Source organism: Pseudomonas pudica, assembly GCF_015680405.1.
Taxonomy (GTDB): Bacteria; Pseudomonadota; Gammaproteobacteria; order Pseudomonadales; family Pseudomonadaceae; genus Aquipseudomonas; species Aquipseudomonas pudica.
In genome coordinates this window covers 1-19,491 of sequence record NZ_JADLJS010000026.1, presented here as the reverse complement: position 1 = coordinate 19,491, position 19,491 = coordinate 1, and the positions used below count along the sequence as shown (strand labels likewise).

At 64.3% G+C, this 19,491-nt stretch carries 13 protein-coding genes and 1 riboswitch; of the genes, 7 read left to right on the top strand and 6 right to left on the bottom strand.

Going from position 1 to position 19,491, the window contains the following annotated elements:
* Positions 1-181: 181 nt before the first annotated feature.
* Positions 182-2,182, top strand: coding sequence for a peptidase U32 family protein (locus IRZ77_RS17785; protein WP_196174030.1), 2,001 nt, complete (start codon positions 182-184; stop codon positions 2,180-2,182).
* Between the two features lie 119 nt (positions 2,183-2,301).
* Here the strand turns inward: IRZ77_RS17785 and IRZ77_RS17780 are convergent, their stop codons facing one another.
* The gene (locus IRZ77_RS17780; protein ID WP_108481843.1) at positions 2,302-3,627 is read right to left on the bottom strand and encodes a sigma-54 dependent transcriptional regulator; all 1,326 of its coding nucleotides are present in this window, start codon (positions 3,625-3,627) and stop codon (positions 2,302-2,304) included.
* Positions 3,628-3,968: 341 nt separating this feature from the next.
* Between IRZ77_RS17780 and IRZ77_RS17775 the strand changes: the two genes are divergently transcribed.
* Positions 3,969-4,235, top strand: a complete 267-nt coding sequence (locus tag IRZ77_RS17775) for a hypothetical protein (protein ID WP_013972506.1) — start codon at positions 3,969-3,971, stop codon at positions 4,233-4,235.
* Positions 4,236-4,341: 106 nt separating this feature from the next.
* Here the strand turns inward: IRZ77_RS17775 and IRZ77_RS17770 are convergent, their stop codons facing one another.
* From IRZ77_RS17770 to cobW, 4 genes are all read right to left on the bottom strand, one after another.
* Positions 4,342-4,908 (bottom strand): vWA domain-containing protein, encoded by a 567-nt coding sequence (locus IRZ77_RS17770; RefSeq protein ID WP_108481847.1) that lies wholly within the window; start codon positions 4,906-4,908, stop codon positions 4,342-4,344.
* A gap of 101 nt (positions 4,909-5,009) precedes the next feature.
* A complete protein-coding gene (locus tag IRZ77_RS17765) occupies positions 5,010-6,032 on the bottom strand; it encodes an ATP-binding protein (RefSeq protein WP_108481844.1) in 1,023 nt (340 codons plus the stop codon).
* Position 6,033: 1 nt separating this feature from the next.
* Positions 6,034-9,795, bottom strand: coding sequence for a cobaltochelatase subunit CobN (gene cobN, locus IRZ77_RS17760; protein ID WP_108481845.1), 3,762 nt, complete (start codon positions 9,793-9,795; stop codon positions 6,034-6,036).
* Positions 9,796-9,798: 3 nt separating this feature from the next.
* Positions 9,799-10,866, bottom strand: a complete 1,068-nt coding sequence (gene cobW, locus IRZ77_RS17755) for a cobalamin biosynthesis protein CobW (protein WP_085602303.1) — start codon at positions 10,864-10,866, stop codon at positions 9,799-9,801.
* Positions 10,867-10,966: 100 nt separating this feature from the next.
* Positions 10,967-11,179: riboswitch (cobalamin riboswitch) on the bottom strand.
* 97 nt (positions 11,180-11,276) lie between these two features.
* Between cobW and IRZ77_RS17750 the strand changes: the two genes are divergently transcribed.
* The 3 genes from IRZ77_RS17750 to IRZ77_RS17740 all read left to right on the top strand — a co-directional run bounded on the left by IRZ77_RS17750 (position 11,277) and on the right by IRZ77_RS17740 (position 14,695).
* On the top strand, positions 11,277-11,636 hold the full coding sequence (locus IRZ77_RS17750) for a hypothetical protein (protein ID WP_108481646.1): 360 nt from the start codon (positions 11,277-11,279) through the stop codon (positions 11,634-11,636).
* Between the two features lie 325 nt (positions 11,637-11,961).
* Positions 11,962-13,539 (top strand): ATP-binding cassette domain-containing protein, encoded by a 1,578-nt coding sequence (locus IRZ77_RS17745; RefSeq protein ID WP_108481645.1) that lies wholly within the window; start codon positions 11,962-11,964, stop codon positions 13,537-13,539.
* A 136-nt stretch (positions 13,540-13,675) separates the two neighbouring features.
* Entirely contained in the window at positions 13,676-14,695 is a 1,020-nt protein-coding gene (locus IRZ77_RS17740) for a branched-chain amino acid aminotransferase (RefSeq protein WP_046614378.1), read from the top strand.
* A 251-nt stretch (positions 14,696-14,946) separates the two neighbouring features.
* On the opposite strand, the gene IRZ77_RS17735 is transcribed toward IRZ77_RS17740, so the two are convergent.
* Positions 14,947-15,375, bottom strand: a complete 429-nt coding sequence (locus IRZ77_RS17735) for a multidrug/biocide efflux PACE transporter (protein WP_046614379.1) — start codon at positions 15,373-15,375, stop codon at positions 14,947-14,949.
* 92 nt (positions 15,376-15,467) lie between these two features.
* Here IRZ77_RS17735 and IRZ77_RS17730 point away from each other — a divergent pair, with 92 nt between their 5' ends.
* Together IRZ77_RS17730 and IRZ77_RS17725 are read left to right on the top strand one after the other, a co-directional pair.
* Positions 15,468-16,322 carry a LysR family transcriptional regulator gene (locus IRZ77_RS17730; protein WP_196174029.1) on the top strand — a complete coding sequence of 285 codons (855 nt, stop codon included), beginning with the start codon at positions 15,468-15,470 and terminating at the stop codon, positions 16,320-16,322.
* A 181-nt stretch (positions 16,323-16,503) separates the two neighbouring features.
* Positions 16,504-19,491 (top strand): T6SS effector BTH_I2691 family protein (locus tag IRZ77_RS17725; protein WP_196174028.1); only part of this gene is annotated, 2,988 nt, incomplete at its 3' end.

Genomic DNA, 19,491 nt, shown 5'->3' with positions numbered 1-19,491 from the left:
CGGCAAGCCAGCTTGTGTCTTGAGAGCGCTGCCCTCAGGCCAGTGCAGTACCTGTGGGAGTTGGCTTGCCGGCGATAGGGCCGGTGCAGGCAGTACACCTCTCGGCACCCCGATGATGCCGCCAGCCCGTTTCGCCGCTACAATGCCCGCCTAAACCGTGACAGCCCGAACCTATAACGACATGTCCCTTCCAAAGAATCACCTGGAACTGCTCAGCCCTGCCCGTGACGTGGCCATCGCCCGCGAAGCGATCCTGCACGGCGCCGACGCCATCTACATCGGTGGCCCGAGCTTCGGCGCGCGCCATAACGCCTGCAACGAAGTCAGCGATATCGCCGAACTGGTCGAGTTCGCCCATCGCTACCATGCACGCGTGTTCACCACCATCAACACCATCCTTCACGACAACGAGCTGGAGCCCGCGCGCAAGCTGATCCACCAGCTGTACGACGCCGGTGTCGACGCATTGATCGTGCAAGACCTGGGGGTGATGGAGCTGGACATCCCGCCGATCGAGCTGCACGCCAGCACCCAGACCGACATCCGCACCCTGGAACGGGCCAGGTTCCTCGATCAGGCCGGTTTCTCCCAGCTGGTGCTGGCGCGTGAACTGAACCTGCAGCAGATCCGCGCCATCGCCGCAGAAACCGACGCTGCCATCGAGTTCTTCATCCACGGTGCGCTGTGCGTGGCCTTCTCCGGCCAGTGCAACATTTCCCATGCGCAGACCGGCCGCAGCGCCAACCGTGGCGACTGCTCGCAAGCCTGCCGCCTGCCCTACACCCTGAAGGATGACCAGGGCCGGGTGGTCGCGTTCGAGAAGCACCTGCTGTCGATGAAGGACAACAACCAGACCGCCAACCTGGCTGACCTGGTCGATGCCGGCGTACGCTCGTTCAAGATCGAAGGCCGCTACAAGGACGTGGCCTATGTGAAGAACATCACCGCCCACTACCGCAAGGAACTCGACGCCATCCTCGAAGGCCGCCCGGAGCTGGCCCGCGCCTCCAGCGGTCGCACCAAACATTTCTTCGTGCCCGACCCGGACAAGACCTTCCACCGCGGCAGCACCGACTACTTCGTCACCGACCGCAAGGTCGACATCGGCGCCTTCGACTCGCCAACCTTCACCGGCCTGCCGGTGGGCGTGGTGGAAAAGGTCGGCAAGCGTGACATGCTGGTAGTCACCGAGGTGCCGCTGACCAATGGCGACGGCCTCAATGTGCTGGTCAAGCGCGAAGTGGTGGGCTTCCGCGCCAACATCGCCGAACCGCGTGGGGAGTTCGAGGAAGACGGCGAGAAGCGCTACCGCTACCGCGTCGAGCCCAACGAAATGCCCGAAGGCCTGCACAAGCTGCGGCCCAACCACCCGCTGTCGCGCAACCTCGACCACAACTGGCAGCAGGCCCTGCAACGCACCTCGGCCGAGCGCCGGGTCGGCGTGCAATGGCACGCGGTACTGCGCGAGCAACGCCTGGCGTTGACCGTCACCAGCGAGGAAGGCGTGAGCGCACAAGTGGCACTGGACGGCCCGTTCGGCCCGGCCAACAAGCCGCAACAGGCGCTGGAGCAGTTGCACGATCTGCTCGGCCAGCTGGGTACCACCATGTACCACGCCGACAGCATCGAGCTGGACGCCCCGCAGGCGTACTTCGTCCCCAACTCGCAGCTCAAGGCCCTGCGCCGCGAAGCCATCGAGGCGCTGACTGATGCACGGGTTCAGGCGCACCCGCGTGGCGGGCGCAAGGCCGAGACCACGCCACCGCCGGTTTACCCGGAGTCGCACCTGTCGTTCCTGGCCAACGTGTACAACCAGAAGGCCCGCGACTTCTACCACCGCCACGGCGTGCAGCTGATCGATGCGGCCTACGAGGCCCATGAAGAGCATGGCGAAGTGCCGGTGATGATCACCAAGCACTGCCTGCGCTTCTCCTTCAACCTGTGCCCCAAGCAGGCCAAGGGCGTGACCGGCGTGCGCACCAAGGTGGCACCGATGCAGCTGATTCAGGGTGATGAAGTGCTTACCCTCAAGTTCGACTGCAAGCCGTGCGAAATGCACGTGATCGGCAAGATGAAAAGCCACATCATCGACCTGCCGACCCCGGGCAGCGCGGTGGCCCAGGTGGTGGGGCACATCAGCCCGGAAGACCTGCTGAAGACCATTCCGCGCGGGCCGCATTGATCGATAGCCTGTTCGCGGGCAGCCCCACCCACAGGTACTGCGCCAGCGTCACGGTCGATACAGTACCTGTGGGAGCGGGTTTACCCGCGAACACCAGCGTAGCCGGTGCCATCCACTGCTCAGCGAATCTGGTGCTTGTGCAGCAACCGATAGAACGTAGGCCGCGATATACCTAGCACCTTGGCCGCCACGCTCAGGTTGTCACTGTGCCGGCTGAGTACATCGCACAGCGCCTGGCGCTCGGCCCGGTGCTTGTACTCTTCCAGCGTGCCCAGCGGTTGCTGCACCTGGTCGAGGGTCTGCAACCCCAGGTCCTGCGCCTCGATTTGCCGGCCCTCGGCCAGCACCAGCCCGCGCCGCACACGGTTGGCCAATTCGCGGACATTGCCGGGCCAGTCATGCCGGCCCATGGCCGCCAGGGCATGGTCGCTGAACGAACGCGGTCGACGCCCGGTTTCCAGGCTGTAGTAATGGGCAAAATGGCTGGCCAGCATCGACAGGTCGCCATGCCGGTCGCGCAAAGGCGCGGTCACTACCTGCAACACGTTCAGGCGGTAATACAGGTCTTCGCGAAAGCGCCCTTGCTCGATGGCCCTTTCCAGGTCCACATGGGTAGCCGCCAGCACCCGCACATCCACCGGGATCGGCTGGCTGCCACCCACACGCTCGATGTGCTTTTCCTGCAGAAAACGCAGCAAGTTGGCCTGCAACTCCAGCGGCAGGTCGCCAATTTCATCGAGGAACAGCGTGCCGCCATGGGCCGCTTCGATGCGCCCGGCCTTGCGCTGATGGGCACCAGTGAAAGCGCCCTTTTCATGGCCGAACAGTTCCGACTGGATCAGGTGCTCGGGGATCGCTCCGCAGTTGATCGCAATGAACGGCTGCTCGCTGCGTTGCGACTGGCGATGCAGGGTGCGGGCCACCAGTTCCTTGCCAGTGCCGCTTTCGCCGCGGATCAACACCGGCGACTCGGTAGGCGCCAATTTGCCCAGCAGTTTGCGCAGCTCGCGGATCGGGCGGCTGTCACCGAGCAGCTCGTGGCTGGTTTCATCCACCCTCGCCACCCCTTTGCCGCGCAAGCGCGCCATGCCGAAGGCCCGGCCCAGGGTGACCAGCACGCGGGAAACGTCGAACGGCAAGGTGTGGAAGTCGAAGAACCATTCACAGACAAAATCGCCGACGGCCGGCATGCGCAGCTGTTCGGCGCTGAGCACCGCAATCCATTCGGTGTTGCTGCGCTTGATCAAGTCCTTGACCCCGTCCGGGCGCCTGAGATGTGACGCCTGCAAGCGCAGCAGGCCCACATCGCAGGGATGATCCAGCGCGGTTCCGAGCATGCAGCTGTGTACATCCCAGCCTGCGCTAGACAATCCAGGCAACAAACGGTGGCAGTCATCGCAGGGGTCGACGATGAGCAAACGGCGTTGGGCGGCAGGCTGCTGCATGACCGATCCTTGGCGCCAGTTTTCGGTTTTTTGAAATAAAACAGTAAGTTGTGGCGCCCGATTAACAGTAGCAACGAAGTTGACGGTTCCCAGTACCGTCTGTCTGCCGAATCATTTTTTTACAATCAATGACGGGAATTTTCGCACTTTATCGACATCACATGGCGGCGTGGGCAAGAACGGATTCGAACCTGGCAAATTTTTTTTCAACCAATGTGTGACTCGCCCCCGGACAACGAGCATCAGTACACATAACCCCGCGCTGCACTTCGCGATAACCGAGGCGACTTTGAAGCAACGCGGACTTACCTGAATGTTTGGGACCATAGAGAGACCGAACCATGAATGCCCCGCTCCGTGTCAACGAAGCACTGCTGATTGCCGACCACGCCTTCGAACCTTTCCAGTGCGTAGCCTGGGATGCACCCAACGGTACTGGTGAACTGAGCCTGGCAGTGATCGACCGGACCAGCACCCGCATCGGCAGCAAGCAAGTGTCCTCGCGTATCTACTCCGACCCGGCCCAGTGGGCCAGCCTGATCGAGGAAGTGCGCGCCGAGTTGTGCGAGAAAGGTTACGACCTGCAACCGTGGTCGATGCCGAAATAATATCGGCCGGCAAACCAAGTGCGTGCATCGCCACGCACTTGTACAACTTCCGGGTTGCTGTTCTGGCAACTTTTCTTATTGCGACATAGTGTCGCACCGATACTTTTCAATCCACCAAACTGAACTGTTGCAGATGCTGGTAATCAGCCTGAAGTTGTTGCGCCAGACGCTGCGCACGCCCCAGGCGCACTGGTGCCAGTTCCATATCTACCAGCAGAGTGGCACACGGCATCGGCTGCACGGTATTCCAGTGCTGCAGACGACCGTCGGTAAACACCAGGCAGCGTAGCGCTTCTTCGGGGTGGGCTCGTCGCCGCGCCTGCAACCATTGCCGGGCCTCTTCCAGTGCAGCGATCAACGGCGTGCCGCCACCGGCCCCCAAGGCTTGCAGCCACGGTTGCAAGGCGGCCGAGGCCTTCAGGCCGTGGCGCTGCCACTGCGGCGTACGCCCGCTGGCGGTAACCAGGGCCAGCCGGGCCCGCTGGCGGTAGGCGTGATCGAACAGCGCCGCCAGCAGCCCTTTGGTTTGTGTAAGCGCCTGGTGGCGGCGGGTCGAGGCCGACGCATCGACGATTATCAGCCACAGCTCTGCGGGCCTGGCCTGGCGTTGCTGCCAGCACAGGTCCTGGCGCTGGCGTGGCCGGCCCTTGAGCAGGGTCGGCAGCCAGGCCACCCGACCGGCCGCGGCATTGCGCGCCCGGCCTCGGCTGGCACCGTACTGCTTACCTGCGCCTGCTTTGGCATCCACCCCTTTGGCAGGTGGCTGGGGGATGCTCAGGGCTTTTTTGCCCAGTTCGGCACCTCGCGGCGGGCGCTGTTGGCCACCGGCTGTGCCGGCATTGCCCCCCAGTCGCCCTGCCCGCCCTGTTCGCCAGGGTTGCCCGCGCCTTGCCGGCCGGGCTGTTGCTCAGGCTGCTGCGGAGCTGAAGGCGGGTTGGCCTGGGGCGTAACACGGCGGCGATGGCGCAAGGCGAACTCGGCCACTGCATCGACATCGGCCTCCTCTATGGCCTCGCCGCCACGCCAGGCGCAGTGGGCGCGTGCAGCGCGCAGCCAGACCAGGTCGGCGCGCAGGCCGTCGACCCCGGCGGCGTAGCAGCGTTCGGTGATCCAGGCCAGCGCCTGGTCGTCCAGGGCAATGTCCGCCAGGGCGTGGCGCGCCGCCTGGCAGCGCTCGCGCAATTGCGCCTGGGCCTCGGCCCATTGCGCACAGAAGGCCTGCGGGTCGCTGTCGAAGGCCAGGCGCCGGCGAATGATCTGCTGGCGCGCCTCAGGCTCGGGCAAGCCTTCCAGAGCCACGTTGAGGCCAAAGCGGTCGAGCAACTGCGGGCGCAGTTCGCCCTCCTCCGGGTTCATGGTGCCGATCAGTACGAAGCGGGCACTGTGCCGGTGCGAGATGCCGTCGCGCTCGATGCGGTTGGTGCCACTGGCCGCCACGTCGAGCAGCAGGTCGACCAGGGTATCGGGCAGCAGGTTGACCTCATCGACATACAACACGCCGCCATCGGCCTGGGCCAGCACCCCGGGGGAAAACTGCGCCTTGCCCTGCCCCAGCGCGGCATCCAGGTCGAGGGTGCCGACCAACCGCTCTTCGCTGGCGCCCAGTGGCAGGGTGACGAACGGGCCCTCACCGAGCAGGTCGGCCAGGCCACGGGCCAGGGTACTCTTGGCCATGCCACGCGGCCCCTCGATCAGCACGCCGCCGATCCTAGGGTCGATGGCGGTCAGGCACAGCGCCAGTTTAAGGTCGTCGGCACCGACCACGGCTGCCAGTGGAAATTGCACGGGTTCACTCATTTCAAGCCTGTTCCTCGCCGTCGAGCAGTTGTTCCTCTAGGGCTTCGCGGTAGTCGCCAGGCGCCTGCCACAGGCCGCGCTGCTGGGCCTCCAGCAAACGTTCGGTAAGGTCGCGCAGGGCCTCGGGGTTGTGCTCGCGCATGAAGTCGCGGGTCGCCGGGTCGAGCACGTAGGCATCGGCCAGCGCCTGGTAATGATGGTCGTCGATCAGCTGCGTGGTAGCGTCGAAGGCGAACAGGTTGTCGACCGTCGCCGCCATCTCGAAGGCGCCTTTGTAGCCATGGCGCTTGACCCCGTCGATCCACTTCGGGTTCAGCGCCCGGGCGCGGATGACCCGGTTCAGCTCTTCCTTGAGGGTACGGATACGCGGCCGGTCGGCCTGGCTGTGGTCGCCGTGGTAACTGGCCACTGCCGCACCGGACAAGGTTTCCGACGCCGCCAGCATGCCACCCTGGAACTGGTAGTAGTCGTTGGAATCGAGCAGGTCGTGTTCGTGATTGTCCTGGTTCTGCAGCACCGCCTGCACCTTGGCCAGGCGCTGGGCGAACTGGGCGCGGGCCGGGGTACCGTCGTCACTGGCGCCGTAGGCATAGCCGCCGTGGTTGAGGTAGACCTCGGCCAGGTCGTCGCGGCTGTGCCACAGGCGCCCATCGATGGCGTTCTGCACCCCGGCGCCGTAGGCCCCGGGCTTGGCACCGAACACCCGCCAGCCAGCCTGGCGCGCGGCCTGCTCGGCGTCCACGCCCTGCGCCTGCAGCGCGGCGCGCTCGCTACGCACGCGGGCGGCCAAGGGGTTGAGATCGTCCGGTTCATCCAGCGCGGCCACCGCCCGCACTGCAGCATCGAACAGGCGGATGAGGTTGCCGAAGGCATCACGGAAAAAGCCGGAAACGCGCAAGGTCACGTCAACCCGCGGGCGGTCGAGCAGGCTGAGCGGCAGGATCTCGAAATCGTCGACCCGCTGGCTGCCGGTGGCCCATACCGGTCGCACACCCATCAGCGCCATGGCCTGGGCGATGTCGTCGCCGCCGGTACGCATGGTTGCCGTACCCCACACCGAAAGGCCGAGTTGGCGCAGGTGATCGCCGTGGTCCTGCAGGTGGCGTTCGAGGACCAGGTTGGCCGAGGCGAAGCCCAGGCGCCAGGCGGTGGTGGTAGGCAGGTTGCGCACATCCACGGTATAGAAGTTGCGACCGGTAGGCAGCACGTCCAGGCGCCCACGGCTGGGCGCGCCACTGGGCCCGGCGGGCACGAAACGCCCGGCCAGCGCCGATAGCAGGCCATTCATTTCGGCGCTGCCGCAGGCGTCCAGGCTGGGTGCCACCGCTTCGCGCAGCGCCTGCACCACATCGTGCACCGGCTGCCATTCGCTCTCGGCAGGCAACTGTGCGGTGCCGCCCAGCGCCTGGTCGATTACCTGCAGCGCCAGCAGTTCGAGGCGTTCGCGGGTATCGCCACAGGTGCGCCAGGGCTCGCTGCTCATGGCCTGCAACTGCTCGGGGCGTGCGCCCTGCCACGGCTGGCCGAGTTCGCAATCGAGCGGGTCGAAACCCGGCACCAGCGCCTTGGCCAGAACCCGCAGCAGGCTGGCATTGCCGCCGCGACCGTCGCCACGCTCGACCCGCGACAGCGCCAGCAAGGTATCCAGGCGCAGCCGGCCTTCCGGGGACTGGCCGAACACATGCAGGCCATCGCGAATCTGCGATTCCTTCAGGTCGCACAGGTAGGTGTCCAGGCGCGGCAACCACACCGCGGCATCGTCCAGTTGGCCTTCCAGTTGCAGTTCGCGGTCGATGTGGTTGGCCTTGACCAGTTCGAGAATGTCGCGCTGCAACTCGCGGGCGCGCCGCGGGTCGAGCAGCTGGGCCTCGTAGAACTCGTCGGCCAATTGCTCCAGGTGGCGCAACGGGCCATAGGTTTCGGCACGGGTCAGCGGCGGCATCAGGTGGTCGATGATCACCGCCTGGGTGCGGCGCTTGGCCTGGGCACCCTCGCCCGGGTCGTTGACGATGAACGGGTAGATGTTCGGCAGCGGGCCGAGCAAGGCGTCCGGCCAGCACTGCGCCGACAACCCGACGCCCTTGCCGGGCAGCCATTCGAGGTTGCCGTGCTTGCCGACATGGATCACCGCGTCGGCGGCAAAGGCATGGCGCAGCCAGAAGTGAAACGCCAGGTAGCCGTGCGGCGGCACCAGGTCCGGATCGTGGTACACCGCGCTGGGGTCCACCTGGTAACCCCGCGCCGGCTGAATGCCGACGAAGGTCAAGCCAAAGCGCAGGCCGGCCACCATCAGCCGGCCACTGCGGTACATCGGGTCTTGCTGCGGCGGCCCCCAACGCTCCAGCACAGCCTGGCGGTTGGCCTCTGGCAGGCGCTCGAAGGCGGCCTGGTAGTCGGCCAGGCTCAGGCTCTGCGCACAGGGGCGCAGGTCCAGATGGTCGAGGTCGTTGGTCACGCCGCCGAGCAACTGGTGGATCAGTTGCGTGCCACTGCCCGGCAAGTCGGCCAGCGGATAGCCTTCGGCCTGCAGGGCCTTGAGAATGTTCAGCGCCGCCGCTGGCGTGTCCAGGCCAACGCCGTTGCCAATGCGGCCATCCCGGGTCGGGTAGTTGGCCAGCACCAGGGCCACGCGCTTTTGCGCATTCGGCAGGCGCGCCAGCTCGACCCAGCGGCGGGCCAGTTCGGCGACAAAGTCCATGCGCTCGGGGTGGGCGCGGTAGCAGACCACGTCGGACTGGCTGCGCTCGCTGCGCCAGGCCATGTCCTTGAAACTGACCGGGCGGGTGATGATGCGCCCGTCCAGTTCGGGCAAGGCAATGTGCATGGCCAGGTCACGCGCCCCCAGGCCCTGCTCGCTGGCTTCCCAGCCGGGCTGGTTGTCTTGTGCGCAGATGGCCTGCAGCACCGGGATGTCGCGACGGAACGGGCGCAGGTTGGGGCGTTCGGGGCTGGACAGGGCAAAGCCGGTGGTGTTGACCAGCACTTCGGCCCCCACCTCGTCCAGCCAGGCTTCGACCTGCTCCAGGCAGGCGCTTTCCTTTAGGCTGGCCACCGCGATCGGCAACGGGTTGAGCCCGGCGGCCTGCAGGCGCTGGCAGAACACATCGATGAACGCGGTGTTGGCCGCCTGCAGGTGCGAGCGGTAGAACAGCAGCGGCGCCACTGGCTGTTCGGGGTGCCACTGCGGGTACCAGTCCTCCAGCGTGGCGCTGCCCTTGGCCGGGTGATACACGGCAGTGCGCGGCAAAGGCTGTGGTTCGTCCCAGGCATAGTCGCGGCCCAGCCACTGGCTGGCCAGGCAGTTGAACAGGTTGATGGCGTTCGCCTTGCCGCCCTGGCGCAAGTAGTGCCAAAGGCGTTCGGCCTGCTCGCCGCTGACACTGCCCAGGCTGGTCAGCTCCGGGTCCGGGCGGTCGTCACCCGGCACCAGGATCAGCTGCACACCACGACCGGCCAGCTCGACCAGTCGTTCGACGCCATAGCGCCAGTAGCCGACGCCACCGTGCAGCGACACCAGGATGACCTTGGCATGGCGTAGCACCTCGTCGACGTACAGGTCGACCGAAGCATGGTTCTGTACCTGCATCGGGTTGGCCAGGCGCAGGCTGGGGTAATCCTCGGGCAATTGCTCGGCGGTATCGGCGAGCAATGCCAGGTGCGAATCGCCGCTGCAGAGAATCACCAGCTCGGCGGGCGTCTGGCCGAGGTCGGCAATGCTGTCATCCGGCACGAAGCCGCCGGGCTGGGTCCGCAGCAGGTGCATGGGTCAGGCGCCCAGTGCCTGGCGCAGGCGCGCTTCCAGCTGGGCGGCGTCGAGGTCCTGGCCGATCAGCACCAGGCGGGTGATGCGCGGCTCGTCGGCGCGCCAGGCGCGGTCGAAGTGCTTGTCGAAACGGGTGCCCACGCCCTGTACCAGCAAGCGCATCGGCTTGCCCGGGATGGCAGCGAAGCCTTTGGCGCGCAGGATGCCGAATTCCACCACCAACTGGGTCAGGGCGTCAAGCAGCAGGCTTTCGTCGGCTTCTGGCAGGTCGATGGAGATGGAGTCGAAGGCATCGTGGTCGTGATCGTCATGGTCATCGCCGTCATGGTGCGAGTCGTGGTGGGTACGGCGGCCATCGATGTGCGCCTCGGACTCGGCACCCACGCCCAGCAGCACTTCCAGCGGCAGCTTGCCGCTGCTGGCTTCGATCACCTTGACCGCCGGCGGCAGTTCTTCGGCCACCTCGGCGCGGACCTTGGCCAGGCCTTCGGCGTCGATCAGGTCGGCCTTGTTCAGCACCACCAGGTCGGCGCTGGCCAGCTGGTCGGCGAACAGTTCGTGCAGCGGCGACTCGTGGTCCAGGTTGGGGTCGAGCTTGCGCTGGGCATCGACCTGGTCCGGGTAGGCGGCGAAGGTGCCGGCGGCCACGGCCGGGCTGTCGACTACCGTGATCACCGCGTCGACGGTGCAGGCATTGCGGATTTCCGGCCACTGGAAGGCTTGCACCAGCGGTTTGGGCAGGGCCAGGCCGCTGGTTTCGATGAGGATATGGTCCAGGTCGCCACGGCGTGCCACCAGCTCGCGCATCACCGGGAAGAACTCTTCCTGCACGGTGCAGCACAGGCAGCCGTTGGCCAGCTCGTAGACGCGACCGGTGGCTTCTTCTTCGGTGCAACCGATGCTGCACTGCTTGAGGATTTCGCCGTCGATGCCCAGTTCGCCGAACTCGTTGACGATCACCGCAATGCGGCGGCCCTGGGCGTTGTCGAGCATGTGGCGCAGCAAGGTGGTCTTGCCCGAGCCGAGGAAGCCGGTGACGATGGTGACGGGGAGCTTGGCCAGTGTTTTCATGTCGCATTGCCCTTGGCAGATTGGCGCGGGCATGCAGGACGACAGCCGCAGGCCAGGCCGGCCGGGCTTGTTCGCCACCGGATCACCCCGCCCGGTTGAAAGTCGAAAACGTGACGAGGCAGGTCTCCTGGCTCGCACCGTTCCATGTGCCCGCTGGTGCAGCAGGCTGGCGGGATGACGCCTTCCCGCGCGCGGGCGCAGTGGCTGTGTCGATCCGTTGTCGGTGCTTACAGTTGCGGGGGCAGCCGCGGCTTGTACCGCGTTCCCGTCTTAGCTTCGGCCTGGCCGAAGAACCTCGAAGTGGCAAGGCTACGCAGTGGCTGGCGGGTGGTCAACCATTGCTGTCGGGCTGGCCGACAACAAGCGCCGCAACTGCGTTAGAGTGGTGGCTTTGAGCAGCGAGGCCCACGGTGAAACCCCTGAACAAGCGCGATATGGCACGCCTGGAGCGTGAGCTGGTGGCTTGCCTGACCGAAGCCTGCGAAACCGCCAAGGCGGAGATCGTCGGTTTCAGCTGGCTTACCCATCGTCTGGCTCTCGAGGATTTTCCGGCCAGCCTGCGTATTACCTGGGTATTCGAGCGAGAGGCCGAAAAGGCCGCCGCCTTGGCGGGCGACGCCAAAATGCGCATGCTCGCGCTGACGGGCCTTGCGCTGGAGCAGGCCGGCATTCAGCTGGATCATCCAGCCTGGCATGTACGGTTTGACAGTGAAGAGGCGTGCCAGCAGAGCCACGGGGGCGATTGGACCAGGCGTTTGGTGGGGCGCTGAGCCAGGGGCATGCGCGGCCCTGCAGGTCCGGTGCACGCCTTAAGGGCGACGCCGGCCATGTGGGAGCGGGTTTACCCGCGAACACGGGCGAAGCCGGTGCCATCCACCGCGTCGCCTGTCTCGCGGGTGAACCCGCACCCACAGGGTCCGTGGCGCACTCGCGGAATGTGTTTTCCCGCGACAACAATGCCTCTATCCGTTAGGCTACGCATTCCCCTGTCACGAGGTATTCGTCCAATGCGCCATTGATGCCGCCGTCACTTTGACGGCCAGTCTTCAGCCTCCGGTTCGCTCCGGAGATGTCGCGGCATTTGTGGAGTTGTGCATGACGAACACGTCGATCCTGACGCTGGACAGCGTCTCCCTGGCCTTGCCTGACGGCAGGCTGTTATTTACCGACCTCAGCGAAACCTTCGACCAACGCCGCACCGGCCTGGTCGGGCGCAACGGTGTGGGCAAGAGCCTGCTCGGGCAGATACTTGCCGGCCAGCGCGAACCAAGCAGCGGCCAGTGTCGGCGCCTTGGGCGCGTCCATCTTCTGGACCAGCAGGTGATCGAGCACAGCGCCACGGTCGCCGACCTGGCCCAGGTGGGCGCGGTGCTCGCTGCGCTGGAGCGCATCGAGCAAGGCAGTGTCGCACCCAGTGACTTCGACGCCGTCGGCGAACGTTGGGATATTCGCGAGCGATTGCAGGGGCACCTGCAACGCCACGGCCTGGGCCAACTCGACTGGCACCAGCCCGCCCACAGCCTGAGCGGTGGTCAGGCCATGCGCGTGGCGCTGGTCGGCGCCTGGCTCAGCGAAGCGGACTACCTGATACTCGACGAACCGAGCAATCACCTGGACAGCGACGCCCGCGCCCAACTATTGGGCATGATCGAAGCCTGGGACCGGGGTTTGCTGGTGATCAGCCATGATCGCAGCCTGCTCGCGCACATGACGCGCATCGTCGAATTGTCCAGCCTGGGCTTGCGGGCCTATGGCGGCAACTACACCTTCTATTCGGCCCAGAAAGCCAGCCAGACAGCACAGGCCCAACAGCAACTTGCCCGGCTGAAACAGGAGCAGCAACGCCAGGCGCGCGAACTGCAGCGTCAGCGCGAAGACCTGGAACGTCATCAAGCCCGCGCCGGACGCAATGCCAGGCACGCCAACCAGGCCAAGATCCTGATCGACCGCCAGCAGGAGCGCAGTCAGGCCACTGCGGGCAAACAGCGCCGCGACCATCGCGACGCCCGGCAGGCGCTGCAGGGCAAAGTGCGTGACGCCGCCCGCGAAGTCGAGCAGGACAGCGCCATTACCCTGCATGCACCCACGCCGCAGCTTCATCCAGGCCGCGAAGTGCTGGCCCTGCAGGCGCTGCGCCTGCCACGCGGGACGCGCAAACTACTGAACCTGCGCGTGTGCCTGGGCCAGCGGGTGGGCCTGGTAGGCGCCAATGGCAGTGGCAAGTCCACCCTGCTCAGGCTGATGAACGGTGAGTTACCAGCACCAACCGAGAGCCTGCGCCTCAGTGGGGAAACCGCCCTGCTCGACCAGCACTGCAGCGCACTGCCAGGCAATACCAGTGTGCTCGAGCACCTGCGCCAGGCAAACCCGACGCTGGCCCAGGGCGACTTGCGCAGCCGCCTGGCGCAACTGGGCCTGGATGCGGCCCGCATCGAACTACCCAGCAGCCTGCTCAGCGGGGGTGAGCGGATGAAGGCGGCACTGGCCGCCGTGCTATACCGCGAACGGCCGCTCGACCTGTTATTGCTGGACGAACCCGGCAACCACCTGGACCTGCCATCGCTGGCCGCACTGGAACACATGCTCGGGCAGTTTCGCGGGGCGCTGGTGGTGGCGTCCCACGACCAGGTACTGCTCGACCAGCTGGCGCTGGACGAGTACCTGCACCTGTAAACGCCGCAATAAATGCATTGCAGGCTATCAATTCGTGACTGGCCGTTCCCGATCTGCCACGGATGTATTATGGTGGCGTGGTGCGCATATAACAGCAGCCCGAGCAATCGGGCACTTGCAAGACAATGAGGGTGTCATGAGCAACGAAAGCATTAATTGGGACAAGCTCGGTTTCGACTATATCAAGACCGACAAACGCTACCTGTCCGTATGGCGCAATGGCGAGTGGGACAAGGGCACCCTGACCGAAGACAACGTACTGCACATCAGTGAAGGCTCCACCGCCCTGCACTACGGCCAGCAGTGCTTCGAAGGCCTCAAGGCCTACCGTTGCAAGGACGGTTCGATCAACCTGTTCCGCCCGGACCAGAACGCCGCCCGCATGCAGCGCAGCTGCGCCCGCCTGCTGATGCCGCAGGTGCCGACCGATGTGTTCATCGAGGCGTGCAAGCAAGTGGTCAAGGCCAACGAGAAGTTCGTGCCTCCGCACGGTAAAGGCGCCCTCTACCTGCGCCCGTTCGTGATTGGCACCGGTGACAACATTGGCGTGCGCACCGCCCCCGAGTTCATCTTCTCGATCTTCGCCATCCCGGTTGGCTCGTACTTCAAGGGCGGCATGAAGCCGCACAACTTCCAGATCTCCAGCTTCGACCGCGCTGCCCCGCAAGGCACTGGCGCGGCCAAGGTCGGTGGCAACTACGCCGCCAGCCTGCAGCCGGGTGCAGAAGCGAAGAAAGCCAACTTCGCCGACGCCATCTACCTCGACCCGCTGACCCACACCAAGATCGAGGAAGTCGGTTCGGCCAACTTCTTCGGCATCACCGCCAACAACGAGTTCGTCACCCCGAAATCGGCTTCGGTGCTGCCAGGCATCACCCGCCTGTCGCTGATGGAACTGGCGCAATCGCGCCTGGGCCTGACCGTGATCGAAGGCGATGTGGAAATCAACAAGCTGGATCGTTTCGTCGAAGCCGGCGCCTGCGGTACCGCGGCGGTGATCACCCCGATCGGCGGCATCGAGTACAACGGCAAACTGCACGTGTTCCACGACCTGGAAAAGGTCGGCCCGGTTACCCAGAAGCTCTACAACGAGCTGACCGGTATTCAGAGCGGTGACGTGGAAGCACCGGCTGGCTGGATCGTCAAGGTTGCCTGAGACGCTTTAGCGGCTTGAAAAACGGGGCATGCCAGCGATGGCATGCCCCGTTTTTTATTGGCTGACGCGGTCAACTATGATGGCACCGGCTGCGCCGGTGTTCGCGGCTGAAACCGCTCCCACAGGTAAAGCGCAAGCCTGAAGCCTGCGCCGTCCCTGTAGGAGCGGCCTTGTGTCGCGAAAGGGCTGCGAAGCGGCCCCAGGATATCCGCACAATGCACAAATCGAGGGGCCGCGCAGGCAGGTAGTTCTCATGCAAGGCGACGCTGTATCAGCAGGTGCCGGGCTTTGTCGAAGGCCCAGTTGTACAGCACGGTGTAGGGCAGGATGATCACGAAGAAGCCCAACTCCACCATGAACGCCTGCAGCAACGAAATCTCCAGCATCCACGCCGCCACCGGCAGACACCACACCACCAGCCCGGCTTCGAAGCCCAGGCCGTGCACAAAGCGTGCGCTGGCTTTCCAGTGGATGCGCTCGCCGCGGACGTAGCGATCGACCAGCGCGTTGTAGACCATGTTCCACAGCATGGCGATCACCGACAGGGTCACCGCCAGCGCTCCCGCCGTCGCCAGCGACTTGCCCATGATCCAGGACAGCAGCGGCGCACACAGCAGCACGGCGAACACTTCATAACCGACGGCGTGAACCAGGCGCTCGGTGAAAGACACGTTTTTCATTGCAAAATCCATCCTTTGCGTGAGTCGTGCTTCCTATTTTCTTTGATAGAACTGATACTCGCGATATAGCTACCATCGATTTTATCAATACCATGCGCTACTCACCCGAAGCTCTGGTCGCCTTTGTCGAAGCTGCATCGCTGGGTTCGTTTTCCGCTGCGGCGCGCAAGTTGCGCAAAAGCCAGTCGACGATCAGCATCGCCATCGCCAATTTCGAGGCCGATGTGGGTTGCCCGTTGTTCGAGCGTGGCGGCCGTCACCCCACGCTGAACGAGGCTGGGCGACAGGTGCTGAGCCATGTCGAGGCGATTCTCGATGCCAGCGCCCAGCTCGATGCCCTGGCGGTGCGGCTGGCTGAAAACGTCGAGGCACTGGTCTCGGTGGTGATGTCGGACAGCTACAGCGTGACATTCCAGGGCGCGGTGATGGCCCGCTTCGCCCAGCACTACCCGCATACCGAGCTGCGCTGCGGCCCGTCGGAAGATGCCGACGTGATCGAGCTGATCCAGCAGGGCCTGGCACATGTCGGTATTCTCGCCACCCAGCCCAGCTACCCCGCTGACGTTGCCGTGGCACGCCTGCCCGAGCAGGCAGAGTTTGGTGTGTACGTGGCCAGCGGGCATCCGTTGGCGGCTTTGCCCCAGGTGCAGATGCAGCATCTGGAGAACGTCCGGCAGCTGTATATGAAGACCTATGCTCAAAGCTTGCACCAGGGGCGTGGCCAGGCCTGGTCGGCACCGGACTACCTCACCCTGCTGGAGTTCGCCGTGCGCGGGTTCGGCTGGGCCGAACTGCCCAGGGCACTGGTGGCACGCTTTGGCAGTGGGCTGGTGGAGCTGCAGGTGGCCGGGTACCCGCGACGGGTTGACATGGATGTGGCATGGTCGAGCCGGCGCGCGCTCGGGCCGGCGGGGCAGTGGCTGGTGCGGCAGATGTTGGGGCAATAGGCCTTTATCGCCTGCAAGATCCTGGGGCTGCTGCGCAGCCCGTCGCGACGCAAGGTCGCTGCTATAGGGGCACTAAAGCGAAAAATCCTACAACGTTTTAGGAAGCCCATTGCTCCCCCGCGAAGGCGTTCCTCGCTAGTGTTTTGGCCGTTGCGTCAAATCACTGGAAAAGGAACTCCTGATGAGCATCAGCAAAACCATCCACATCGCCATGCAGGAAGAAATCCCCAACACCTACGGCACCTGTAACGCCTGCGGACGCTCCGGCCTGCCAATTCTGCTGCTGCGCGAGGCCTACGCCCCGCGCCCGGATACAGGGCGCCCCTATCGCCTGGCAGACGATAGCGAAATCATCTTCCACCCGATGCACACCGACCAGTTGCGCCTCCTGCGCCAGGGTTATGTCTACGTACTGCTCGACCAGGAAATCTGGCAGGCCTTCGAGGTAGCGGCGGAAGGTACCTTGCAGCGCTTTCCGGTGTCGCAGATGCCCTTGGGGCCACCCAGGTCGTTACCCAAGGTATGCGCCACCGAAGGCCACGATGTGATCGCCTCGTTCATCAACATCGATACCCTGCTCTACCGCAAGGCCTGGATCGCCTTCGCCAACGACCCCTGGCCCCGTGCCGTACTCGACCGCTATCGGCAAGGCATCGTCGACAGTGACCCGGGCACCCTCGCCCGCTTCGTCGAGGTGGACCTGAACACCGCACGCAACGACCCTGCCAGCCTCGGCATCGCCATGACCGACAGCTTCCGCTTCGGCCTGGAACAGGTGCTGGAGTTCTCTACCTTTTCCTCTGCCAGGTTCACCAGCGCTCATGGCTTTTACAGCCGCCTGGGCCGCTGGCATGAAACCCGCACGCATGTGCGCAATGTCATCCAGCAGGAACAACTGCCCAATGGCCTGCTGGCGCTGACGCTGCCCGACCCGGTCGGCATGGTCATGGAGCTCAACGCGCAACGCACTGGCTGGGTGCAGGCCCTGCAGGAATGGCGGGCGCAACCGCAGCGGCACTTCGAATACTTCACCTCGCAAGCACTACTGGGCATCCGCGAACTGCACGCTGCCATGGCTGCCGCGCAGGGTGCCGAGGACGCGCAGCGGCAAGCCCGGCAGGTCGAGCAGTGGAACGACAGCCCGATCGCGGCCAAGGCGTATCTGCCTCCGGTGGACATCGACGCGCAGACCGAACGCAACATCGCGCGCAAACAGCAGGACGCCCGCGAGCGGCTGGAAGAGCGTTACGACGAAAGCGCCCGCGCGGCGTTCCAGGCCGATTACGACCGCGAACTGAAAAACTGGCAGTCGATGATCGACCAGGTTGGCGATCTGTATGCGCGGCACTATGCCAAGCGGGCGTTTCAGCAGATCGGCTACTACGACTATGACACGACCTCCCCTGTTTCGGTGGAGTACTTCATCCAGATGATGGCCGCCTGCCTGGCCGGCGGGCCCACTGAAACCCTGCCGCAGGAGGGTCAGCCGCTCGGGATCACCCAGCATATCTGGCAGCAGCTGCTGGAAGACGACCGCAGCCTGCTTTACCAGGCACTGCTGGCCAAGAACCAGAAGCTGATGCAGCAGGTGGCCAGCGCGCTGGCCGGGGATGACTTCGGCAAGGTGTACGACATCATCAAGGGCATCGCCGGCACCGCCGACGGCCAGCTGTTGATGATCAAGCCGATACAGGATGCCGTTGGCCAGTTGCTGGCCGCGACCAACAGCGCCGGGAATGCGCTCAGCCAGCACCTGAGTGAACGGACCAAGACCCTGATCGGCCATGTGCATCGCTCGGCGTTTGCCCTGTTTGCGGGGCAGCAGGTAACGCCACTGCGGGTGTCGCTGACAGTGGGCGAATACATGAGCCTGCTCAACGAAGCCCTGGAGGCGCGGACCGATGCGTTTCTGCAGCAGGTAGACAAGCAGTTCCGTGACCCACTGGGCCGCAAGGTGCGAGCCATGGTGCTGAGTGGCGCGATCAATATTGCGGCAGCGGGTAACCGTAGCCAGATGATCGAGGTGATGCTCTGGACGCTCGAAAGCGCCGAGAGTTTGCAGGCGCGGTTGGTGCAGTTGCGCGAGGGTGCAGCCGGTAGCGTCGGGGCGCTGGTACGCAATGTTGCGATTGGTGCGGGTACGCTACGTGCGCAGGTTACGAGTGGTTTGAAGATCAGTTCTACGGCCGCGCAAAGCCTGGCAAGCGATGCGATGCGCAGCCTGCGGGATGCTGCAGCGAGTAGCGAAAGCGTGAAGCTGCTGCTTGCCTTGGGGGGCATATGGTTCCAGCAGGATAGCCTTGGCAAGAACTATCGAGCGTTACAAGAAACGCATCAGAACAACCCGGAGGCGCTTGCGGCGATCTGGTCTTCTTCGCTTGGGTTGTTGGGAGTGAGTGTCGAAGCGGCAGGGCTTGCTGTCACACTTGTACGACCGAAGATACCGTGGCCGCGAACGGTAACCACAACTTTACTTGGAAAGAACCTAGCCAAGTATGGCGGCGCCATCACTGCACTCGCCAATGCCATGGATGCAGTGCAATACGTGAATGCGCTCACCAGAACTAATAACCAAGGGGACAGCACCTCTGCAAACCAGTACGCTCGCGCGGCCGTGCTTGCCGCAGTTTCCACTGTCTCTGGTATCTACTCGGCATTATTCGCAAGTTCGCTACTCGCTCCCTTAGGCTTTACAATTATCCTTGGCCTGGCAGCCTATACGCTGGCGATGGATGCCAAAAAACAAGAATCTTCACTATTAGAGCTTTGGTCCCGACACAGTAGATGGGGAACACCAGAGGAACATCGGCGCTGGACAAATCCACAAGATCTGGATACCGCAATTGGCTCACTGAACGCGGCAGCCTTGGGAGTTCAAGCGCGTGCTTCAATTGAGACAAGATTTCAACCAACTCATAGTACGCACACGCCAGACCAAACAAGAGCCTTCATCAGCGATGACGCTGCTGTCGCGGCAGGTTTTTATCTCGATTTATACATAAGCTTGCCAAACTTCAGTACTGAGGACGCACAGTACAAATGGCAACTGACCGTGTACCCAGCAGGGCAAAATCGACTGCCTTTTTATCTCTCCGGTAACAATTCACATCCAACAGTAGTCGAATACGTGCCCGAAGAAGCCCAAAAAATCTTTGCTAGCCCTGAAAGC

What these genes read in the sequence shown, in the direction of transcription:
- IRZ77_RS17785 (WP_196174030.1), top strand. Translation starts at nt 182, where the DNA reads ATGTCCCTTCCAAAGAATCACCTGGAACTGCTCAGCCCTGCCCGTGAC.
- IRZ77_RS17780 (WP_108481843.1), bottom strand. Translation starts at nt 3,627, where the DNA reads ATGCAGCAGCCTGCCGCCCAACGCCGTTTGCTCATCGTCGACCCCTGC.
- IRZ77_RS17775 (WP_013972506.1), top strand. Translation starts at nt 3,969, where the DNA reads ATGAATGCCCCGCTCCGTGTCAACGAAGCACTGCTGATTGCCGACCAC.
- IRZ77_RS17765 (WP_108481844.1), bottom strand. Translation starts at nt 6,032, where the DNA reads ATGAGTGAACCCGTGCAATTTCCACTGGCAGCCGTGGTCGGTGCCGAC.
- cobN (WP_108481845.1), bottom strand. Translation starts at nt 9,795, where the DNA reads ATGCACCTGCTGCGGACCCAGCCCGGCGGCTTCGTGCCGGATGACAGC.
- cobW (WP_085602303.1), bottom strand. Translation starts at nt 10,866, where the DNA reads ATGAAAACACTGGCCAAGCTCCCCGTCACCATCGTCACCGGCTTCCTC.
- IRZ77_RS17745 (WP_108481645.1), top strand. Translation starts at nt 11,962, where the DNA reads ATGACGAACACGTCGATCCTGACGCTGGACAGCGTCTCCCTGGCCTTG.
- IRZ77_RS17740 (WP_046614378.1), top strand. Translation starts at nt 13,676, where the DNA reads ATGAGCAACGAAAGCATTAATTGGGACAAGCTCGGTTTCGACTATATC.
- IRZ77_RS17735 (WP_046614379.1), bottom strand. Translation starts at nt 15,375, where the DNA reads ATGAAAAACGTGTCTTTCACCGAGCGCCTGGTTCACGCCGTCGGTTAT.
- IRZ77_RS17730 (WP_196174029.1), top strand. Translation starts at nt 15,468, where the DNA reads ATGCGCTACTCACCCGAAGCTCTGGTCGCCTTTGTCGAAGCTGCATCG.